The sequence below is a fragment of the Methylomonas sp. Uni0009 genome (assembly GCF_054188105.3).
Genome location: NZ_JBTAFN010000001.1, coordinates 1,089,232 through 1,107,558 on the forward strand (window position 1 = coordinate 1,089,232; position 18,327 = coordinate 1,107,558).

An 18,327-nucleotide genomic window follows, 5' to 3' on the forward strand; every position below is an offset into this window, starting at 1 on the left:
CTTTTCGGGTTGAAAAACAGGTATTACGGCGTCATACCCGTTAACGTAAAACTTAAGCGTCCTGTTTACTGCGATGCTTAGTCCAGAACGGCAAGGACAGCATAAGCAAACAAGCCAGCCAGCCAAGCAATTGTTGGTTGTACAAGGTGTAGCTCAGCGCAAAGGGTAGGCCTTCTGAAAAGCCAGGGTGAGCTTGAATGAAATCCCGACCATCCATAAAGGCTTTGGCTTCCCCGAGTATCAGCGCGATAGCGCCAAAACTCAGTAAATAAGCCAAGAACCGATCACGGCGGCTTTGCAAGCTCCCGCCAATTAGACTGTCAAACGCCAAAATTCGGCCATTGAATTTGCGCTCCTTCAGCCATAAGCAAGCAATCAAACCGATCACCCCAATAGCCGGAATAGCAAACTGCTCGATCGGAAAGCTCAAATAGCGCCCATTCATGGCCAGTCCGTAGGTTTTATAAAGCGCCAGCAATATAAAGATTAGATAACCGGCTCTCAAGCTATTGGCCAACTTAATGCTGCCTGGTTTATCGATCAAAATATCGCTACCACGTTCAAGCAGCAGCGCGCCGAGAATCGTATTCGCGATCACCAGCGCTACGGTATAAAGCCTTTGCCAAGTGCTGTAACTGGTGTACCAGAGAAAATCGGCCAATGTCACCAGGCAAACGCTGAAGACTTGCGCCAGGGTGAAAAACGCCAACATGCGGATCAGCGAGGCTTGCTCCAGCTTTTTGGAATACCTCGCGATTGCCAACAGCCAGATCAGCGTGGCGACGGCAAAGCGGACCGGCCAATTGGGTGCTTCGTTGACCGGGCCGGTCAACGGAAATACCGGTTCGCGATCCGCCGAGAACAAGCCCCAATTGGCCCCCACCACGCCTTCCAGTTCACTTTTCCAAGGTTGGTTAAAGGCTTCGACGATGTTGTAATCAAAGCCGTGGCGATTGGCGACCTGGATCATGCCGCGAATGAATTTGGCTTCGTTGACGACACCAGGAATGGCCATGCCGCGCTGTCTGCCGGCGCTGGGCCAACCGGATTCACCTATCAATATAGGTTTGCCGGGCGCGATGCCACGGGCTTCGTCTTCCACCTGTTTGACAATTTTTTCCAGATGCTGCGAGGCATTCTCCACCGAAATGGGTTCATCCTCCCAATAAGGCAGGATGTGAATGGTGATGAAGTCCACTTCGTTGATCAGTTTGGGGTACTTCATATACATCGACCACACGTCGGCATAAGACACGGGTTGCTTGACCGCTTTCTTCACCTCGCGGATATAGCCGATTAGCCTGTCGACATCCATGTCGCCGCGCAATAGCACTTCGTTGCCGACAATCACTCGTTTCACCACGTCGGGGTTTTCATTGGCCGATTTGATCAACGCATTAACTTCATTACTGTTGTCTTTGTAACCGTAACCCAGCCAGGCGCCCTGGATCATCTTCAATCCGTGTTTGCGAGCTAACGCCGGAGTGGGTTGCTGGCCGCCAAGGCTGGAGTAAGTGCGGATGCTTTCCGTTTTGTCGGCCAGCAGACGCAAGTCTTCATCGATATGTTCCGGCAACGGGAATTTTTCTTCCAGCGGACTAAAGCCCTCCCGAAACGGCGCAAAGGACAGGCTCATCAACTTGCCGGAGGGCACGTCCGTGCCAGCGTCTTGCGGCTGATTGTTCAACCAGGCAAAACTGCCGTGAACTAAAAAAATGAAAATCAAACAAAGCGTTACTCTGATGCTGGGCATAATCTGACTGAGGGGTCTGTTGCAAAAATGACGCGGATTGACTGGCAATAATCGCTCGTCATGGAATTATAAGGCATTAGCCGCCTTCCAGAATTACATCGTTTGGCAGCTAAGTAATAACGGTCAGGATTGTCGCGAGTTCATTAAATATTTACTGTACTTTACCCATGGGTTCTGGTTACAGTATCTGGCTTTTCTGATATTCGGAAACCTTATTAAGGCTTCCGTCAATTCGTCTGTTTTATGAGGTTTTGTATGCATAAAAAGGTTATCCCCATTCTGTGTGGCGCCATGCTGCTTCCGGCGTCGCAATGGGCTATGGCGGCGGTAGACAAACTACCGGCGACCAATAGCGTCAAGATGGGTGCGGCAGAGGAAGTTTGTTCCGAATTTACCGATGCCAAGTGGCGTGATGCGCAAGTGATCGACGGAGTCGAAATACAAGAATCACGGATGTGTAACCCCGATAATCCTGCTGAAATCGCTGCTTTTGTTAAAGGCACCAATAATATTTCAATGTCTACCTTAATGGAGACTCAGCTCGCTGCCGATGCCATTACGCTCGGCGAAGATATGGACGGCGACGGCGACCCCGACCACTATATTATCAAGCTGGAAATTGCCGAATTGAACGGCCATTCTCCGGACATGAAAGACCCCACCACCACCTTTGACATTGCCCCAGGTATTCAACCGACTTTCTGGGTCTACGCGCCGAAAACCCGGGATATGTCTACCTTGAGCTTGTACGAGCCAGTGGCCAATCCTTTACTGCGCGCGCCATCGCCAACTATCCGGGTCGAACAAGGCGATATTGTGTGGTTGGTGCTGGAAAATAGCCATTACTTTCCGCACTCAATCCACTTGCATGGCGTGGATCATCCTTACATGGATCATAGCGGCGAAGGCAACGATGGCGTCGGCCAAACCGGCCAGATGGATGTTTTGCCTGGCCAGAGCAAAACGTATGTGATCAAACCGCGCCAACCCGGCACTATGTATTACCACTGCCACGTACAGCCACACACCCACATTCCGATGGGTTTGCAAGGCATGTTTGTGGTCGAGGAAAATCGCCCCAACAACTGGGTACAGGTTTTCAACGTCGGCAATGGACAGGTTCGCCATCCATCGGTAGCGATCAAAGAAAAATATGCGGCCGAGTACGATCTGCACTATCAATCGGTTGATAAGGAATTGCATGAAATGGTGCGTTCCGCCAATGATCCGCGGATTATTGCCCGGCGCATGAATCAGGAATATGACATTACTGATGCTAGCCCCGATTATTTCATGCTGAATGGTCGTTCATTCCCTTATACATTGCGGGAATCACTGATCCTGATGGAAGAAAATAAAAAGGTGAAGCTGCGGATATTGAACGGTCATGAAGAAGCATTTGCGATGCATATTCATGGCCACAAGCCTATGGTGACGCATTACGATGGTGTCGATAACGGCCCGAACTCCTATATCAAACGCGACGTACATGGCATGGTACCCGCCCAGCGCATCGATCTGGAATTAAGCGGTGTTGACGATGGCTTGAACAGTTTTGGTCAAGGCGTCTGGATGTTTCACGACCACGTCGAGAAATCCTTCACTACTAATGGTATCGGCGAGGGCGGAGACATCAGTTTGGTGGTGTACAAAGGTTTTTCCGATGAGAAAGGCATCCCCAAAGTCCATGGCATGAGCCTAGCGCCTTACTTCACCAGAGAATTCTGGCAGGGTAAATATCCTGCCTGGCAGGATTACGATGCCTGGAAAAGCTTAGGCTTGCCGGATATCAGCAATAAAAAGCAAGTGGCTTTTGTGCCGCCACCGCCTCCCCCGCTGAATACGGGCGACGCCGCTGCGAAAGCGGAAGCAGCCGGAAATCAGCCGTCTTTTATTGGGCAATTGCTGTATGGCTTGATACTAGGCGGCTTGAGTTATGTCGGCTTTGCCAATCGCCAGCGGATCATGGCGATGTTCAAAAAGTAAGCGCCAACTGCTCTGCGTCAGACCAACGCCGCTGTCGAGCTAAAGCCTCGGCAGCGGCGTTTTGTTACAGGCTCGCGTGTAACTCCGCATCGTGTCCTGAGTTGTGACGGTGATACAAAGAAAGCTTGTATTGTTATGATCTGAGCAAATTGTTCACCATCCTGCGCCATCTCAAATCCGGCAAAATTTGCGCCCTACTGCCGTTGATCTCAGTTGGCACGTCTCCCCTTCCTGTCATTTGACCGGGACCATCAGCTATTTAGTATCGGATTGATCTTGCCATTTTCCCCACGGCAAACAACTCGGCAACCCAGCCAACAACCGGACAATCACAATCCGGATTTGGGTGTTAGAATGCTCAGCCATTGATGTTAAGGGGACATTGCCGACCAAAGTTTGGCGACGTGTTCCGCAAGTAGGCGCTCGGATATCTAAGTAAAGAGGAAATTATGCGTAACTGGAAACTGTTGCCGGCGATCACTTTAGCAACCCTGGCGACTGCTATTGTGCTATATGTCGCGTTCTACTTCGTGTTTCTCGATTTTTTCGTGGATCTATGGTGGTTCCGTTCGCTGGAATTCGAAGCTTACTTTTGGTTGAAATTACTCTATCGATTTATTTTTTCCGGTGCGGTTACTGCATTTTTCTTTGCTGTTTTTCTGTTTCACTTCTGGATTGCCTCTCGCTACCTGGGCCTGAACCCGCCCGATGAAATATTGATGGATGATTCCAAGCGTCGGCGTTTTCAACGCTTTGCCGATGTGTTCATGAGTGGTTCGGCTCGTATCTATACTCCCATTTCACTGCTACTCGCCGTAGTTATTGCTGTGCCGTTCTATTTGCAATGGGAGCAGGCGCTGCTGTTTTTCTTCGGCAGCGCATCTGGCATCGTCGATCCGGTATATGGTAACGACGTCAGCTTCTACATGTTTTCCTATCCGATTTACATGCTGATTCAGAAGGAGTTGTTAACCACAGCGGTTATTGTGTTTTTGGCGACCGGCGTGCTGTATTGGATGGAGCATGAATTTGTCCCCAATCAAAGCAAGGAATTTCCACTGGGTGCGAAGATCCATTTGACGGTGCTGTTTGCATTCGTAGTGCTGTTTGTGATCTGGGGATTTTTACTGGAACGCTTCGCCTTGTTATATTCCGGGGGTAACGAACCGGTGTTTTTTGGCCCCGGCTTTGTCGAATTGCGTTACAAGTTGCCAATGATTTGGCTTGAGGTCTTGTTCTTTTTGGCCATTGCCATATCGGTAGTTTTTTACGCGCTGTCGGAGAGGCATCGCAGTAAAACGCCGATTATCGTTGCCTCATTGGGGTTTTTAGCCGTTTGGGGCCTGCAAGGCTCTCACACCCTACCTGAGTTGATTGAAAAATTTATCGTCAAACCTAATTTTACCCGCACCGAAGGTGATTCGATTCGGCATAACATTGATGCCACCATGGCGGCATTCGATTTAAACAATATTAAAACCGTCGATTTCCAGGTCAATCTGGACGCCACCAAAGATATAGAAGCTTGGTCAACCAAAAAACATTTCGAAAATATTCCGGTATGGGATCGCGAATTTCTGATTGACAGCTATATGCAGTTACAAGGCATTCGGCCTTATTATGGCTTTCCGACTGTCGATGAAGACCGTTATTTTATTAACGGACATCATCAACAGGTCAATCTGGCAGCCCGTGAAGTCAATATCGATAAATTACCCAAGGAGGCGCAAAACTGGGAAAACACCCATTTGCGCTATACCCATGGCTACGGCGCGGTCATCTCGCCGGCCGCTCAGGATGCCGGCATTCCTATCGTTTGGTACTTGCGCGATTTGAACATGACTTCGGATGTTGGGTTTTCCGTGAAGTACCCCGACATTTATTACGGTCAGGAAAAATATCGCTACGCGATAGTACCGAACAACTTGGCTGTGACCGACATTTCCGGCTCTGCGCCAGGCGAATCGCTGGATTATCAGGGTATCTCCGGCATACCGATCCCGTCGCTGTTCAGAAAAATGTTGTTCGCGTTTTACCTGAAAGACGAAAAAATATTCTTCTCGCCAAACATATCCGCGCAAAGCAAGTTATTGTTGCGTCGTAATATCGACGAGCGAATCACCGCGCTGACACCGTTTTTACACCTGGATAAAGATCCGTATTTGGTTGTTGACAAGGATCGCTTCTATTGGATACAGGACGCCTATACCTTATCCAATTATTACCCTGTCTCCAAACCGGCAGCTGACGATTATCTGGACGGCCAGCACAAGTTCAATTACATCCGTAATTCGGTCAAAATTGTGGTCGATGCCTATGACGGCAGCGTCGATTACTATATTTCCGACCCAAAAGATCCGATCATCAACGCTTACAACCGCGCGTATCCCGGCGTTTTCAAAAGTTTGCGGGAAATGCCCGACGAGCTAATGCAGCATCTGCGTTATCCGCGTGATTTGTACTATATGCAAATGAAAATTTACGCTAAATATCATCAAAACAGCCCGGAGTTGTTTTATGAGCAGGCGGAAACCTGGCAGTTCGCTTCCGTGGATGGTCAGCCGGTATTACCGTATTTCATTACGATGGACTTTGATCGTTGTAACGATTTGGAGGAGTTTGTGATGATTAATCCGATGACCCCGATACACAGAGATAATTTAAGTATGGTTGGCATTGCCGGTACAGTTGACGATAAAAGCTGCGACCACACTTACAAGCCGGGTATCACTATTTTCAAATTCCCGAAGGCTGTACAGGTTAACGGACCGTCGCAAGTCAATGCGCTGATCGATCAAAACCCGGAAATCGCCTCGCAGTTTACCCTATGGAATCAACAAGGCTCGGAAGTTAAAAAAGGCCGGATGGTGATACTGACGATGGGTAATTCGATTTTATATGTACAGCCTATTTATATGCTGGCGACCAAAACCAAGATGCCTGAGCTGGCGCGGGTAATTGTTTCGATAGGCAATCAGGTGGTGATGGACAAAACCCTGCAGGCGGCCTTCAGTCGTTTGAAGGATTTGTTTATTAAAGGCGCAGCTGGGCCTGTTTCAGGCGTTTCGGCAGCTGAAAGCAAATAGGCTATCGGAGCTTTTCAGGGGCAATATCTGCGCATCAATGCAGCAGCATGGAGCACAGCCGGTCTTCCAGCTCCATGCGTTCCGCCAGCCGTTCGCCAAGCATGGATAAATCCTGAGCCAAATTCGCGGTATTAAATTTACGCCTGCCATCGTCGTAAGTGTCGCTGAAAGTAACGGCCGACGCGGTAATGCTGGAGAATGCCGGATATATCTTTTCCGCGTGAGACAACGCTGAACTTTGATGCTGCTTCTCAGCAATTAGATGCTCGTAGATGCTGAAGTGACCAAAGGATATGTAATCTATCAGCAGTTGCGAAAACTCAGACAACATTGGCCTGATTGCGTTCTCGCTGGAGAATGGCTTCATTTCGGCGAGTTGACAATACAAAGCCCAGACGGCAGAGCGCTCCTCCTGCAATGCTGTCACCAGGTGTAAGTTATTTGAACTGGTGTTGTTAGCTACGGAATTCATTTCAATCACGGCACGTCTCCCTTTGAAAATTGACGAATCTTAAATTTATGTGAATTATCATGAATATTCAACAATTGATTAAAATATAAGGGAATTTTTCTTAAAAACTGTGATTGACTTTGCACCATCAACTTTTATCTTTGTCGCATTGCCCTGTGAGGCCAAACCGTTAATTCAGGCATGGCGACTAAAAAAACTACCACAAAAGCAGCCCTTTGCGATTTACAAAAACGCCGACATCGTTTTGGTGATTAGCGGTGTAGGCAAAATCGCCATGGCTGGCGCGGTGGCTTATACGCTGGCGCATTTTCCCGAGGCAACCCAACCTATCCTGCTCAATTTCGGCATCGCCGGACATCGCCACCAGGCGCTAGGCAGTTGCTTTTTGGCCGATAAAATCACCGACGCCGAAACCCAACGCCGTTTTTATCCGCAACTGGCTTTCGATGCCCCTTGCCCCACCCTGCCGCTAATTACTTTATCCCGAGCCGATGTCGAGTACAACGACGAGAATCTGCGCGATATGGAGGCTGCGGCGTTTTACGAAATAGCCGTTAAATTCAGTTCCAGCGAGTTGATTCACTGTTTAAAAGTGGTTTCGGATAATGCCGAATCGGCACTGGAGAAAATCAATGAGGAGTTGGTGATGGCTTGGGTGCAGGCGCGTATTGCTGACGTCGAAGGTATGATCGCCGTGCTGACTACACTCAGAGGATCGCTGCCAACATCGGAAAGTGCGTTATACAAACAGCTGCTTGAACAGTTTCATTTCACGGCGACCAACGCCGCTAAATTGCACACACTGGTGAATCGTTGGCAAGCATTAAACCACGCGACCATGCTCAATTTAGCTGGGACAAAATTTGAAAATGCTAGGGCGTTATTAGCTTGGTTGGAAACCCAGCTAGAGAAGCATCAGTATTATTTGTAGCTATTGCCGGAGATGGCAATGAACGGGGAGGAATGAAAAAATACGGGGTGCCCCGAAAGACACCCCGGGACAGAATTAAAGCATTTTTTTCAAAGCTTCAACGCCTTCTTTGCCGGCAGCTAAATGTTGTTTGGCTTCTTGCAAGTTAGCGGCTTTAGCGGCAGTAATGGCTGCTTTCAAATGGCCTCTAGCTTTATCGGCATATCTGGCAACCTTGTCGTTTGCGTTGAGTTCTTTGATAAAACCAGCCGCTTTTTGGATCAAATCGACAACGGCAGCATCTTCAGCACCATTGTTGATTGCTGCCTCGGCAGCTGTAATACGCGCTACAACTTCATTGATTACATCGGTAGGTTTGTAAGCAGTTCTACCTGGATCAGATTCAGCAACGGCAGCTGTTGAAAAAGAACCCATGGCAGCAGCTAAAGAGAACGCGATAACAGCACTTTTTAAAATTTTCATGTATTGAACCTCACAGTTATTTTTATAAGAACATATAGCTGCTAACCCAACCGCTTTAACCACTACATGTTGGGCCGGGATAATAGCACAGTTCATTCTGTTTGCTAGCCTGTTTATAGCGGTTTTTATGGTTTTTTCGGTGGCGAAAAAATGCCGCTGCGGCCTTATTCGACGCTGACTAGCAGCTTGTCCAGCCATGCGCTGGGCAGCAGCCGTTTCAGCCAGGCAAACAAATGCGTGGGTACCGTCACCCGGTAGCGAATTTTCGGCCGATTCGACTCCAATGCATGCGCCACTTTTTCAGCGACTGCACTAGCCGGTAACGTGAAAGGTGCCGCCGGGCCGGGTTTTTGTAGCCTTGCTTCCATCGCTTTATAAGTTTCTTTGTGAAAACTATGCTCGGCATCGATATGCTTTTGATACAAAGCAAAGGCATTTTCCCGGAAACGGCTTGCTATCGGTCCCGGTTCGATCAACACAATATGAATGCCGGTACCACGCAATTCCAGGCGCAAGGTGTCCGCCAAGCCTTCCAGTGCAAATTTGCTGGCGTTATAGGCGCCGCGAAACTTCATCGCCACGAACCCCAGTACCGAGCTGTTATAGATCACCCGGCCATGGCCTTGTTTGCGCATCAGCGGTAATAGCAGATTGGTCAATTCGTGGGTGCCGAACAGATTGGTTTCGAATTGGTGGCGCAGCACATCCCTGCTCAAATCTTCCACGGCGCCGGGCTGGCCGAAGGCACCGTTGTTGAACAGTGCATCGATCTTGCCGTCGGTCAGCGCGATTAATTCGTTGACCGCGCGTTGAATGCTCGGCGAATCCGCCAAATCAAGTTGCAGACATTCGAAGCCGTCACCACGCAAACGCTCTACATCCTCAGGCTTACGCGCGGAGCAAATCACCCGATGGCCGCGCTGTTTCAAAAACAGAGCGGTGTGATAACCGATGCCGGAAGAGCAGCCGGTGATAAACAGCGTTTTGCCGACCATCATGGTTGAACGAGATCAGCCTCGTTGAACAAAAAGGTTTTGCCGCTGCTGCAATTTATCAGAAAATTTAGCTGGTCCGGTTTGCTCTTCCCAGTGAGTTCATCGGTTTCGATGCGTTGACACTCGCCGCTGGCTAAAGCTTTTTGTGCGGCCAGCCTGCGGAATTTTTCGACATCCGGCAGGCGCGTTTCGAAGGGTTTGACTTGCGCGGGTAGTTTTTCCGGGTCGTAAGGTGGAATGGCGAATGCGGAAAATTGCATGGGGTTTTGCTTGATCAGAGTCTGTGTCATTTCACTCTGAACTCGGGCATCTTGTTTATTTTTGGCGATGGCGTCGAGTTTGGCCTGGTGCTCGGCTTGTTCCTGCGCAGACTGCTGTTTTTTCAATTCGGCTTCTGCGGCTTGCTGCCTTTCCAGCGCATTTAAATCAACACTGCTGCCGGTTTTGGTATTCATTTGCACCGCTTTGTGCTCCACCGTGCAGGGTGAAGATTGATAATTGGTGTGGCCGCTGGCATCAGTGCATTTAAATACCCCAGCCCAACTATCCGCGGACAGGCACAGGGCAAAAACGAAGAACAGATTTTTCATTGGATTCCTGTTGATTAAACGCCGAAGTAAAACTATTACTCAGCTCGCGATCAGTGTAAATAAATTTTTTCTGTTGCCCAGTGCCAGCCTGGCATCGCGCAAAAAATCGGTGGTTTTTGCCGGCCATTAATTTCCGGAAGTGAGCTCGACGGCGAAGTGTATCAGTCTTTTCAGCAATATCCAGCCGCTTAAAACGCAGATGCAGCCATGTTCGCCGCGAAAGCACTTGAGCGAAATACCAACTGCTTTTTCCCGAAATCCTTGGGCGATAAAGCCCCTTATCTCAAACTGCACACGCAGACGGCTAAAGGCATACAGCGCCGCGAGCTTATCTGGCATTTACAAAACCGTGTAGCTGGGTGGTAGCCGCGCAGCTCTTCTCATGGTGATCGGCCAGCCATTTTGTCGCACCTCTAAAGCTCTCGGCTGCCTCCATCACGACTCATGAAACAGCGCCATGACAGTCGTATTCATCAAGCCGGCAAGTTATACTGCCCGCCAATTTTCGACCTCAGAGCGCTATGCAACCCTACCTGGATCTTCTCGCCGACATCATGAGTAACGGCATCGACAAAAGTGACCGCACCGGCACCGGTACTCGCTCATTGTTTGGCCGGCAGATGCGATACAACCTAGCGGACGGATTTCCTCTGCTGACGACCAAGAAGCTACATTTCAAATCCATTGCGTATGAATTGTTGTGGTTTTTACGCGGCGATACCAATATCCAATATTTAAACGATCACGGCGTAACGATTTGGGATGAGTGGGCCACGCCAGACGGCGAGCTGGGGCCTGTATATGGTGCGCAATGGCGTAAATGGCTGGGGCCGAATGGCGAGAGTTACGATCAGATGCAGATTTTGTTGGACGGTTTAAAAAATAAACCGGATTCGCGCCGACACATCGTCAGCGGCTGGAATGTGGCATTTTTGCCGGATGAAACCGTTGGTCCGCGCGAGAATGCCGCAGCCGGGCGAATGGCCCTGCCACCGTGCCATGTGTTGTATCAGTTCTATGTCGCTAACGGCAAATTGTCCTGCATGATGACGCAGCGCAGCGCCGATTGCTTTTTAGGGGTGCCTTACAATCAAGCCAGTGTGGCCTTGTTAACGCATATGCTGGCACAGCAATGCGACTTAGAAGTCGGTGAGTTAATCATGTCGTTCGGTGACGTGCATATCTATCGCAACCATTTTGAGCAAGTTGCATTGCAACTTAGCCGGCAACCCTTGACACCGCCGCGGCTGGAATTAAAACGCCGGCCGGAATCGCTATTCTCGTATGAATTTGCCGACTTTGAACTGCTGGGTTATCAGGCACATCGGCATATCGCCGGTGCGGTTTCAGTTTAGGGAAGTAGATAGAGACGCTGAATTTGCGTCTCTATCTATTTGATCGAAAATGGATCTATTGATTAGCGGTTAAGAATCTACTTGTTGCCGGCCTTGATGTGGTCAACGGCTTCTTCTGCCGCTTTGGTAGCGACATCGGCGTGGCCCATTTTGCCGTGCTCAATCGCACTTTCCAACGATTTTACCCCGGCATCGAGATGAGTTTTAGATTCGCCCTTTGCAACTTCGGCACCTTTCTTGGCATGGGTTAAGGCCGCTTCGGCATGCTCCACCAAGACGGGGCTATGGCCGGCTTTGCCGTGGGTGACAGCCTGTTCGGCATGCTTCAAGGCTTCGGTAGCATGTTCTTCGGCGAATACACCGGCACTCGCGAGCAGTAATGCACTAATGGTAATGGCAGTAAATGTTTTCATAATTCCCCCGAATTGAATTGTTGTGGTTTTCCGCACCCATTCTGAGTGCTAGCTAGTGACTTGATGCGCGCGAGTTTGGTTCCAAATTAAATGCGACAATTTAGTTGACTCGTTACTTAGTTCCTTTAGTGAACAAGTAACGACGCCACCAATATTTGCCTTGCAAGCCGGGAGAATCCTGGAAAGCTTGGCTTTGTATCCCTTTTTGAGCATGAATAACGAAAAACGCCTACAGATATTCCAGCGCTTGGCCGAAGCCACGCCGAATCCGACCACCGAACTGAATTTCACTACCCCGTTCGAATTATTGGTGGCGGTGGTATTGTCGGCGCAAGCGACCGATAAGGGCGTCAACAAGGCGACTGCCAAATTGTTTCCCGTGGCCAACACGCCGCAAGCGATCCTGGCTTTGGGTGAAGACGGTTTGAAGGAGCACATCAAAACCATCGGCTTATTCAACAGCAAGGCGGCAAATGTCATAAAACTTTGTCAGACTTTGCTGGAAAAGCATGGCGGCGAAGTGCCGCGCGAACGGGAAGCGTTGGAGGCGCTGGCCGGGGTGGGCCGCAAAACGGCGAATGTGATTTTAAACACCGCATTTGGGGAGCCGACCATCGCCGTAGATACGCATATTTTCCGGGTCGCCAATCGCATCGGCCTGGCGCCGGGCAAAAATGTCCTGGAAGTGGAGCGCAAATTGGAAAAAACCGTGCCCAAGCAATACAAGAAAGACGCGCACCATCTGCTGATTCTACACGGCCGGTATATTTGTGTGGCCAGGAAGCCGCGTTGCGGCGCTTGCTGCATCGCCGATGTCTGTGAATTTAAGGCAAAGAATTTAGACTGAATATGCAATAATCAGAGTAGAGCAATAAGGATTACGCATCAGTCGTAAGCCCCGGTAGTAATGTGCCGGAGCACCATAAATAAAAATTAAACGAGAGGATAAACGCATGAAAAAATTTAATAAATCTCCGCTGGCCGCTGCGATGGGCGGTGCGCTTTTGTCCGGCATGGCTGTCAACGCGCAGGCCGATGCCAACCCATTCGCCGTTTCCGAGTTGTCTAGCGGCTATATGCAAGTTGCGACGTCGCATGCAGAGCATTCAAACGGCAAAATCAGTCAGGGCGCGTGTGGCTCTAATGCAATGGACGGCAATGGCATCAAAAAAAGTGAAACCAAAAAAGCTGAAGCGAAAAAAACCGAAGGCTCATGCGGCGAAGGCATGTGCGGCGGCATGATGAGTGGCGGCAAAATGAAAAAAGGCATGGAAAGCGCTTGTGGCGCGATGATGAAGGGTAAGGAAGGCGCTTGCGGCATGGGCATGATGACCGGCGGCGGCATGATGAGTATGGGCAGCATGGGTGGCATGGATCACGGCGCCGACAAGCCTAAGAAAGCCGAAGAAGGCAGTTGCGGTGCCATGATGGGTGGTGACAAAAAAGCCGGCGAACATAGCTGCGGCGCCATGATGAAAAACGAAGAAGGTAGTTGCGGGAGCAAAATGGATGCAGACAAAGCAGCCAGCCATTAATTTCGATTCATCGCCAATAGACCGACACTATGGATTTTAATGATTTACAGCAGCTGGTTATCGATTACGGCTATTTAGCCTTGTTTATCGGTACGTATCTGGAAGGTGAAACCATTCTGGTCATCGCCGGCTTTTTAGCGCACGGCGGCTATTTGCAATTGGAATGGGTGATGCTGACGGCGTTTTTGGGTACCTTTGCCGGCGACCAGACCTTTTTCTATCTGGGCCGTTGGAAAGGCATCGCCTTTCTGGAGAAACGTCCGCTCTGGCATAGCAAAACCGACAAGGTTTTCGATTTGCTGCACAAGCATCAGATCCCGGTGATATTGGGATTTCGCTTTCTCTACGGCGTACGTAACGTCACGCCGTTTGTGATCGGGGCCAGCAAGATTCATCCCTTGAAGTTTTTCTTGCTGAATTTTCTCGGCGCCGGGATTTGGGCGATAGCCGTCGGTTATCTGGGCTACACCTTCGGCCAATTTGCCGAGTCCATCATGGGTCAGGTCAAAAAATACGAAATGTATATCCTGGGCGTATTGGTGGCGATTGGTTTAGCCTTATTCTGGCGTTCTACCCACAAACCGGAAACACCGGACGCACCGGAAGAGTAAGTCATGGATAGCGTTCGCAATCTCGTTCACGGTGCCGGCTTAGGCTTACGGCGTTCGTTTTTGAGCGAGATTGTCGAGTCGCCGCTGGCCCATGTCGGCTTTTACGAAGTGGCGCCGGAAAACTGGATGACCATCGGTGGCAAGTTCGGCAAGCTGTTTCGCGCCATGACCGAGCGTTTTGATTTTGTCTGTCATGGCCTGTCGCTGTCGATAGGTAGCAGCGATCCTCTCGACGAGCAATTCGTGCAAGATTTGAAAGTGTTCATGCGCGAGCACGGGATCAAATTCTACAGCGAACACCTTAGCTATTGCAGCCATGGCGGGCATTTATACGACTTGATGCCGATGCCATTCACCGAAGATGCTGTCAAGCATGTTGCCGCGCGTATTCGCAGGGTGCAGAACATTCTGGAACAGCGCATAGCCATCGAAAACATTTCTTATTACGCCGCGCCGGGCCAGGAAATGGCCGAGATCGATTTTTTCAACGCGGTAGTCACTGAAGCCGACTGCGATGTGCTGATCGACATCAACAATATCTACGTTAACAGTGTCAATCATAGTTACGATGCCGAGACCTTTCTGCGGGCCATGCCTGCCGAGCGCATCGCTTACGCACACATTGCCGGTCATTATGTGGAAGCAGAGGATTTTCTGGTCGATACCCACGGCGCGCCGGTGATCGATCCGGTCTGGACTTTGCTGGGTAAAGCTTACGCGCTTTTCGGCGTATTCCCTACCCTGCTGGAGCGGGACTTCAACATTCCCTCATTGCTTGAATTAAGCAAAGAAGTCGACACGATCCAAACCATTCAGCAGCATTATGCGGCTCAGCGGCAAAAACAGGTGGCCTGATGGCTAGCGGTTTTCAGGCTACCCAAGGCCAATTTGCCGCTTATATTCGCGATCCGGAAAACAATCCACCGCCGGCAGATGTCGAGCCACGGCGCATGGCGATGTATCGGGAGTTATTTTTCAATAATATCGACAGTTTTATTGCCAGTAATTTTCCGGTATTGCGAGCGATTCTGAATGATGCGCAATGGCTGGAACTAACCCAGGATTTTTTTACCCGGCATCGCTGCGAAACGCCCTATTTCTCGGAAATTGCCGAAGAGTTTTTGGCCTATCTGCAAAACGAACGACACAATCCGGACGATTATCCATTTCTGTTGGAATTGGCACATTACGAATGGGTGGAAATGGCTTTGTCGATTGCCAAGGACACACCAATATCGGGTGACAGCGATTTTCTGGATAAGTTGTTGCCGCGCAGCATCGCGTTATCGCCCTTGGCCTGGCCGCTGCTTTACCGTTATCCGGTACAGGCAATAGGCCCCGGCTTTTTACCGCTGGAACCGCCGGAGCAAACCACTTGCTTGATCGTTTACCGCGACAATCTCGACTGCGTGCATTTTCTGAAAACCACCGGATTGACCATACGCTTGCTGCAAATTTTGCAGGATGAAGGGCCGATGACGGGCGAGCAGTGCTTGCAAGCAGTTGCCACGGAATTCCCGCAACTGGATAGCCAAGCCTTAATGGCCAACGGCCCGCCGATGCTGCGAGAACTGGCTGAGAAAGGGATTCTTATTCCGGCTGTTGCCGCTTAAAGCTATGCACCCAGACTAGTCCGTCCTCGTTCCACTCCATGCCGCTGTGCATTTTCAATATTAAATCCTTATACATTGCCAGATTCGGATAACCCTCCGCCCGGGCGTCCGCGTCGCTCATATCGCCTATTCTTTGGCGCTCCACGCTAGTTACTTCAAATACGACGTCTTCCAATACAAAGGTTTCGCCGGGGTAGGCATATAAACCGTCGCGGCGTTGCTGGGTTTTGTCGCCGGCCAGCGTTGCCGCCACTAATTTGGGGTGTCGGACCAAACGGTCGATGCTGCAAGATTTTTCGGGATATTCAGTCATGAAAGCGGATGTCCTTGTAGTACGGGATAAAACAGCTTGGCACTTTAAAAGCCTTAAACACGCATTGCAAGCGACTTCCGTTAGCAGTTTCGCAAATTAATCATCAGTTGTGGGACTAACCCTACAATTTGTCGGTAGCTTTCTAGATAAACCGAAATTTCCTGCCTATACTTTTTTCCACATTGAATTTCCAGGCCACTGAACCGAAATGATCGGCGGCAGAGGGCTGCGAAATCAAAAAAAAACCAGGGAGATTACGCCAAAATGTCTATATTCCAATTTGCGGTAATGATTTGCGTTGCATTGATGTCGGCAGGAATAGCCGCTTGGGTGACCAAAAAACGCTGTGTTGCCGCTACGCAAAATACCTTGACTGACATGGCCCCCGCCTTATCGGTAGCCGAAATAGAAAACTATATTTCCGGTCTGGATCGGTTTGCCGAGCAAGTCACGCCGGTATGGGCAGCACAAATCGATTCGACCCGGCAACAAATCGAGCAGGCGATTACGTTGTTGACTCAACGCTTTGCCGGGATTACCAATAATCTGGAAGCGGCTTTAAGATCCTCCCATTCCACTCTCGGTGGCAACGGCGAAGAAGTATTCGTAAACAGCAACACCAATTTGCAAAAAGTGGTGAGCTCCATGGATGCGGCATTGCAGGAAAATTTGGCGGTTTTGCAGAAAATTCGCTCCTTGGCAGGCTTTATTGATGAACTTAAGCAGATGGCCAAGGAAGTAGCGCGAATTGCCGAACAAACCAATCTGATTGCCTTGAACGCCGCTATCGAAGCGGCTCGGGCCGGCGAAGCCGGCCGCGGTTTTGCCGTGGTGGCGGACGAGGTTAGAAAGCTATCCAACTTGTCCGGTGAAACCGGTAAGCAAATCGGCTCCAAAGTCGAGCAAGTTAGCTCTGCTATTCAAACCGCCTTGCTAGCGGTGGAAAAAAGCGCGCAAAACGAGGCCGAAGCGGTCTCCGCTTGTAACAGCAATATTCAATCGGTAATGGATAACCTGCATGACGTGTTTACCAAATTGCAGGGCTATTCAAGCAACTTAAGCCATTCGGCGCAGGCCATAAAAGGTGAGATAGACGAATCCTTGGTGCATTTTCAATTTCAAGACCGGATCGGCCAAATTCTGCAACACGTCAAAGACAGCATTGCCGATTTCCCCAAACAGCTCAATCGCAGTCATGCCGGCGGTGTATTTGCGTTGCGGCCGATAGATGCAGACCACATTTTAAGCGGCTTGACCAGCACCTACACCATGGAATCCGAACACCACGCCCATGGTCATGGCAATCGGGCCGTTGAACCTCAAACACAAGAGATTACTTTTTTCTAGGATATTAAGCATATGGCAAAAACGATATTGGTAGTAGACGATGCGGCGTCGGTCCGTCAGGTAGTAGGTATTGCGCTGAAAGGCGCCGGTTATGAAGTAATAGAAGCGTGCGACGGCAAGGATGGGCTAAGTAAGCTCAACGGCCAGAAAATTCACCTCATCATATCCGATGTCAATATGCCGAATATGGACGGCATTACCTTCGTGAAGGAACTTAAACAGCTGCCGGCCTATAAATTTACCCCGGTCATTATGCTGACCACCGAATCCCAGGAAGGCAAAAAGCAGGAGGGCCAAGCTGCGGGCGCCAAAGCCTGGGTGGTCAAACCGTTTCAGCCGGCGCAAATGTTAGCGGCCGTTTCCAAGTTAATTTTGCCTTGATCGGAGTATGAACAGCGGTCGTTCATCCCGTTTCCGCCGATTCATATAAGTACCTCTGTCTATGTCTATGTCTATGTCTATGTCTATGTCTATGTCTATGTCTATGTCTATGTCTATGTCTATGTCTATGTCTATGTCTATGTCTATGTCTATGTCTATGTCTATGTCTATGTCTATGTCTAGCGAGATCGTCCATGCCCAGCCTAACCATTAAAGACGAATTAACCATCTACAACGCGGCAGATCAGAAATCCAATCTGCTGATGTTTCTAACGGCTGGGGACGATTTGGAGATCAATCTTGCCAACGTCACCGAAATCGATACTGCCGGCCTACAGTTGTTGATTCTAATTAAACGCGAAGCCGCGCATTTGGGTAAGAGCTTGCGTTTCGTGATGCACAGCAAACCGGTGTTGGATGTGCTGGAACTAGCAAATCTGACGGGTACTTTTGGCGATCAGGTCGTGCTGACCCAAAACTAAGG

Annotated in this window: 20 protein-coding genes; 12 read left to right on the top strand and 8 right to left on the bottom strand. The window is 49.8% G+C overall.

Annotated features, from left to right (window positions below; all coding sequences use genetic code 11):
• Window positions 1-52: 52 nt before the first annotated feature.
• Window positions 53-1,753 (bottom strand): glycoside hydrolase family 17 protein, encoded by a 1,701-nt coding sequence (locus ACWAU0_RS05150; RefSeq protein ID WP_458138501.1) that lies wholly within the window; start codon window positions 1,751-1,753, stop codon window positions 53-55.
• A gap of 255 nt (window positions 1,754-2,008) precedes the next feature.
• Here ACWAU0_RS05150 and ACWAU0_RS05155 point away from each other — a divergent pair, with 255 nt between their 5' ends.
• Complete coding sequence (locus ACWAU0_RS05155) at window positions 2,009-3,739, top strand: multicopper oxidase domain-containing protein (protein ID WP_458138503.1); 1,731 nt, start codon at window positions 2,009-2,011, stop codon at window positions 3,737-3,739.
• A 449-nt stretch (window positions 3,740-4,188) separates the two neighbouring features.
• A complete protein-coding gene (locus tag ACWAU0_RS05160; RefSeq protein WP_458138505.1) occupies window positions 4,189-6,825 on the top strand; it encodes a UPF0182 family protein in 2,637 nt (878 codons plus the stop codon).
• A 34-nt stretch (window positions 6,826-6,859) separates the two neighbouring features.
• Here the strand turns inward: ACWAU0_RS05160 and ACWAU0_RS05165 are convergent, their stop codons facing one another.
• On the bottom strand, window positions 6,860-7,297 hold the full coding sequence (locus ACWAU0_RS05165) for an Rsd/AlgQ family anti-sigma factor (protein ID WP_458139200.1): 438 nt from the start codon (window positions 7,295-7,297) through the stop codon (window positions 6,860-6,862).
• Between the two features lie 109 nt (window positions 7,298-7,406).
• Between ACWAU0_RS05165 and ACWAU0_RS05170 the strand changes: the two genes are divergently transcribed.
• On the top strand, window positions 7,407-8,228 hold the full coding sequence (locus tag ACWAU0_RS05170) for a 5'-methylthioadenosine/S-adenosylhomocysteine nucleosidase family protein (RefSeq protein ID WP_458138506.1): 822 nt from the start codon (window positions 7,407-7,409) through the stop codon (window positions 8,226-8,228).
• 75 nt (window positions 8,229-8,303) lie between these two features.
• On the opposite strand, the gene ACWAU0_RS05175 is transcribed toward ACWAU0_RS05170, so the two are convergent.
• The 4 genes from ACWAU0_RS05175 to ACWAU0_RS05190 all read right to left on the bottom strand — a co-directional run bounded on the left by ACWAU0_RS05175 (window position 8,304) and on the right by ACWAU0_RS05190 (window position 10,614).
• Window positions 8,304-8,690 carry a hypothetical protein gene (locus tag ACWAU0_RS05175; protein ID WP_033158495.1) on the bottom strand — a complete coding sequence of 129 codons (387 nt, stop codon included), beginning with the start codon at window positions 8,688-8,690 and terminating at the stop codon, window positions 8,304-8,306.
• A gap of 164 nt (window positions 8,691-8,854) precedes the next feature.
• A complete protein-coding gene (locus ACWAU0_RS05180) occupies window positions 8,855-9,688 on the bottom strand; it encodes an SDR family oxidoreductase (RefSeq protein ID WP_458138508.1) in 834 nt (277 codons plus the stop codon).
• On the bottom strand, window positions 9,685-10,275 hold the full coding sequence (locus tag ACWAU0_RS05185; protein ID WP_033158493.1) for a DUF4124 domain-containing protein: 591 nt from the start codon (window positions 10,273-10,275) through the stop codon (window positions 9,685-9,687). Before ACWAU0_RS05185 ends, ACWAU0_RS05180 begins: the two co-directional genes overlap by 4 nt.
• Before the next feature lie 126 nt (window positions 10,276-10,401).
• Window positions 10,402-10,614: a hypothetical protein gene (locus ACWAU0_RS05190; RefSeq protein ID WP_458138510.1), complete on the bottom strand. Its 213-nt coding sequence runs from the start codon at window positions 10,612-10,614 to the stop codon at window positions 10,402-10,404.
• 182 nt (window positions 10,615-10,796) lie between these two features.
• Between ACWAU0_RS05190 and ACWAU0_RS05195 the strand changes: the two genes are divergently transcribed.
• A complete protein-coding gene (locus ACWAU0_RS05195; protein WP_458138512.1) occupies window positions 10,797-11,630 on the top strand; it encodes a thymidylate synthase in 834 nt (277 codons plus the stop codon).
• A gap of 77 nt (window positions 11,631-11,707) precedes the next feature.
• On the opposite strand, the gene smbP is transcribed toward ACWAU0_RS05195, so the two are convergent.
• The gene (gene smbP, locus ACWAU0_RS05200; protein ID WP_033158490.1) at window positions 11,708-12,043 is read right to left on the bottom strand and encodes a small metal-binding protein SmbP; all 336 of its coding nucleotides are present in this window, start codon (window positions 12,041-12,043) and stop codon (window positions 11,708-11,710) included.
• A gap of 211 nt (window positions 12,044-12,254) precedes the next feature.
• Between smbP and nth the strand changes: the two genes are divergently transcribed.
• From nth to ACWAU0_RS05225, 5 genes are all read left to right on the top strand, one after another.
• Window positions 12,255-12,890: an endonuclease III gene (gene nth, locus ACWAU0_RS05205; RefSeq protein ID WP_033158489.1), complete on the top strand. Its 636-nt coding sequence runs from the start codon at window positions 12,255-12,257 to the stop codon at window positions 12,888-12,890.
• Window positions 12,891-12,996: 106 nt separating this feature from the next.
• Entirely contained in the window at window positions 12,997-13,578 is a 582-nt protein-coding gene (locus tag ACWAU0_RS05210; RefSeq protein ID WP_033158488.1) for a hypothetical protein, read from the top strand.
• Window positions 13,579-13,607: 29 nt separating this feature from the next.
• The gene (locus tag ACWAU0_RS05215) at window positions 13,608-14,189 is read left to right on the top strand and encodes a DedA family protein (RefSeq protein ID WP_101051455.1); all 582 of its coding nucleotides are present in this window, start codon (window positions 13,608-13,610) and stop codon (window positions 14,187-14,189) included.
• Between the two features lie 3 nt (window positions 14,190-14,192).
• Window positions 14,193-15,044 (top strand): HvfB family MNIO-type RiPP peptide maturase, encoded by an 852-nt coding sequence (locus ACWAU0_RS05220; RefSeq protein ID WP_458138513.1) that lies wholly within the window; start codon window positions 14,193-14,195, stop codon window positions 15,042-15,044.
• The gene (locus ACWAU0_RS05225; RefSeq protein ID WP_458138515.1) at window positions 15,044-15,802 is read left to right on the top strand and encodes an HvfC family RiPP maturation protein; all 759 of its coding nucleotides are present in this window, start codon (window positions 15,044-15,046) and stop codon (window positions 15,800-15,802) included. The genes ACWAU0_RS05220 and ACWAU0_RS05225 overlap by 1 nt, the downstream gene beginning before the upstream one ends.
• Here the strand turns inward: ACWAU0_RS05225 and ACWAU0_RS05230 are convergent.
• Window positions 15,780-16,115 (bottom strand): ASCH domain-containing protein, encoded by a 336-nt coding sequence (locus ACWAU0_RS05230; protein ID WP_033158484.1) that lies wholly within the window; start codon window positions 16,113-16,115, stop codon window positions 15,780-15,782. The genes ACWAU0_RS05225 and ACWAU0_RS05230 overlap by 23 nt on opposite strands.
• A 264-nt stretch (window positions 16,116-16,379) precedes the next feature.
• Here ACWAU0_RS05230 and ACWAU0_RS05235 point away from each other — a divergent pair, with 264 nt between their 5' ends.
• The 3 genes from ACWAU0_RS05235 to ACWAU0_RS05245 all read left to right on the top strand — a co-directional run bounded on the left by ACWAU0_RS05235 (window position 16,380) and on the right by ACWAU0_RS05245 (window position 18,325).
• A complete protein-coding gene (locus tag ACWAU0_RS05235) occupies window positions 16,380-17,462 on the top strand; it encodes a methyl-accepting chemotaxis protein (RefSeq protein WP_458138517.1) in 1,083 nt (360 codons plus the stop codon).
• Window positions 17,463-17,474: 12 nt separating this feature from the next.
• On the top strand, window positions 17,475-17,843 hold the full coding sequence (locus tag ACWAU0_RS05240) for a response regulator (RefSeq protein ID WP_020484376.1): 369 nt from the start codon (window positions 17,475-17,477) through the stop codon (window positions 17,841-17,843).
• A 194-nt stretch (window positions 17,844-18,037) separates the two neighbouring features.
• Window positions 18,038-18,325: an STAS domain-containing protein gene (locus ACWAU0_RS05245; protein WP_445367242.1), complete on the top strand. Its 288-nt coding sequence runs from the start codon at window positions 18,038-18,040 to the stop codon at window positions 18,323-18,325.
• Window positions 18,326-18,327 lie beyond the last annotated feature (2 nt).